This window comes from Caldisericota bacterium (genome assembly GCA_034717215.1).
Classification (GTDB): Bacteria; Caldisericota; Caldisericia; order Caldisericales; family Caldisericaceae; genus UBA646.
Genome location: JAYELD010000022.1, coordinates 1 through 2,800 on the forward strand (window position 1 = coordinate 1; position 2,800 = coordinate 2,800).

General features: G+C 35.0%; 2 protein-coding genes. Both read left to right on the top strand.

Features of this window, described 5'->3' with window-relative positions:
* Window positions 1-1,061 precede the first annotated feature (1,061 nt).
* A complete protein-coding gene (locus tag U9Q18_01175) occupies window positions 1,062-1,442 on the top strand; it encodes a hypothetical protein (GenBank protein ID MEA3312972.1) in 381 nt (126 codons plus the stop codon).
* A gap of 131 nt (window positions 1,443-1,573) precedes the next feature.
* On the top strand, window positions 1,574-2,566 hold the full coding sequence (locus tag U9Q18_01180; protein ID MEA3312973.1) for an integrase domain-containing protein: 993 nt from the start codon (window positions 1,574-1,576) through the stop codon (window positions 2,564-2,566).
* Window positions 2,567-2,800 lie beyond the last annotated feature (234 nt).

Below are 2,800 nucleotides of genomic sequence, written 5' to 3' on the forward strand. Positions count from 1 at the left end.
GCAGGATAACTGTGCATAAAAGATGATTTATTTTAATTAATTAATTATGCTATCAACTTAGTTTTACATAAATATACTCTGCGTAAGCAGAGTTCCGTGAGAGGTTTTTAATATCCGGTTTTCCTCGTTAAATAAAAAATCCGGTCCGTGGAGAGGTTGAGCCCGCCTCATTAAATAATGCGCGGCTAATATTTTATTATTTATTTATTTTTAAGATTTGATGTATTTAGAGATTTTAGAGATTGAATTATTTTTTGAGTATTTTTAAGCGTTATTAATGTTTACGAGTTTTAAGATTTACTTTTTTTAATAGCTTTTTTCTAAAAAAGCTGTGTTTCACGTTTATTTCTGTCTATTTTTTCTTGGCGTTTCTGCCTAAAAAAAATCAAATAAGTGGTTATAGAAGATAAGGATTAGATTATTGACAAGTCTAGTTATTTTTGTTTTGCGATTCAACGAAAACGCACTGAAGTTGCAATGAAATGAAGCGAAACAAAGCGAAACGAGGGGTGTTTTTAGTAAGATAGGTAATAAGTCACCTTAAGGTCTACCATCGCCCTACGGGCTTTAAATTGCGTCTCTCAAAAAGATGCCGAGCGATAATATACAAAACAGAGGTATCCTTCTTTGGTATTCTTCGTTTTGTATATGTGTAGCGAGGCAACAGCCGGTAGGCTGTTAAAGCAGAGGTAAGCAGAGCCTTCTCTTTTTTGGATATTTTTTCTTCAAAGGCATTCTAAAAAAAAGAGAAGGCGAACATATTACTATACTAAGGGTATTTTTCAATTGCAGACAAACAGACTACATTGAATTTTCCTAAGTCTGCAATACGAAAAATATGCCATTCTTAGTTGCTTTACTTTTATATATCCCTGGAGAATTTACAGACTACAGACTTTTTAATTCCCTTTTCAACCGTTTTGTGTACCTGTCTCGCACAGGAGCAAAACTTTACATAGATATGGGGCCAGCGGTCCCCGGTTAAATAACTGCTATACATTTAACTTAAATGGGTTGCTCGGAAAGAGATAAACCTAATAGTTTGAAAGGGGGAAATAACAATGAATGTTTTAAGCGAATTTGCAAAAATGAAACATCTTTGGTACCGCTCCAGGGAAAACAAAACAAGATGGCAAAAACAAAAAATAAGAATAATAGAGAAATTTCTAAGGCATTGTAAAAATAGAGGGGTAAAAAAAATAGGTGCAATCTCAAAATCTGAATATGACTCATTTTTTTTAGGTTTTAAAAATACTATTGAAACAAAAAGAAAATATATGTTTGTGCTGAGAGAATTCTTTAAAAAAGCCGGCGTAAGCATAAAGGTCAACACTTTAAAATATATAAATAAACAAAAACAAAAGAAATTGAAGCAAATAGAGGAGACATTACCAACACAATTAACAGAAGAAACAAAAAACAAGATATTAAAGATTTTATAGAGTGGTTTTTGTGTCTTCGGTAGCCACCTTAAAAACAACCGAAGAGGGTCCCCGGCTACCCGCCCAAAAGCCGGGGTTTTTTCTTGTGTTTTGCTTTTTGTAGCAGAACAGAAGAAAAAAAGGAGGTGAATATGCTTGCACCTGTAATGAGTTTCAAAAGTGCTACACGAGCTGAATATTTAGGCAAAACGGTCTCGCGGTCTATCAATAGAGGTTCTGCTCTATCCAGCAAGGTCACAACTGTTTTGAATGAAATACGGGAGAATCTTAGTGTAAAATCCTTGAAAAACTTTGAACAACCAACTGTTGAAGCATACGCAGACTACCTCAAAGATAGAGTAGAAGAAGGCAACATATCTCTTAGGACTGCGACAGATCGGATTAGTACTCTTAATACAATTACAACTAAGTATTTAGAAAAACAAAAGCTATTTATATCAGCGAAAGAATGGCACTTATCACGAGGTTCTCAAGATTATAGTGATATGAGTATATCTTCTGAAGTGCATCAGCAATTCTCGGAATATCTACAACAGCAGGGCACAATACAAGCAGAGGCTTTGAAATATTCAATAGGACTACAACGGAAATTGGGTCTTAGAGCAAGAGAAAGTTTTTCAATTAAGCAGACTACAATTAGAAAAGCTCTCAAAAACAATATTTTGCATATAAATAGAGATGATGGAACAAAAAATTCAAAACCGAGAGATATAACTATTAAAATAGAATCTCAAAGAGAAATCCTAAAAAATGCATTAAATTTCATGAAGGAACACAAGTGGAAAAGTCTAATTAAGCCTACTACAACAAGATTAAGCCATTCCGGCTGGGCATATCGACAGGTAACTAAGTTTAGGGAAGCTATAAACAGTAATTATAATTTTCATGCTGAACGGCATTCTTTTGCACACGAACAATATGCAAATACCTGGAAGGAACAAGCAGGTATAGCTGTGGATTGTCCAGTTGTGTATGGTGGTAATAACTGGATATCCTATGCAGAAGAAAAGACAAGCCTTGGTGAGGAAGAAATAGAGAAGATAGATAAGGATATCCGGGAGGAAATCTCCCATGAATTGGGACATAACCGATTGGAAATCACAAATACCTATCTTGGCAAATAATCCCCACGGACGCATTTTAAAGCCTATAAAGCAATGATGGATCCTTAAGGTGACTTTATTCCTATCTCGGACAGGGATAATTTCATCACCTCACGAGTCAATCGTGCCTCTACAGGGCTTAAAATGCGTATACGGGGACTTAATTAAGTAAGAAAACGAAAAGGTCTAATCAGCCCTGCTATTATCAACCCGTTCTAATCTAAGTTGTATTTGATTCCACTCGAAGATTCAGTT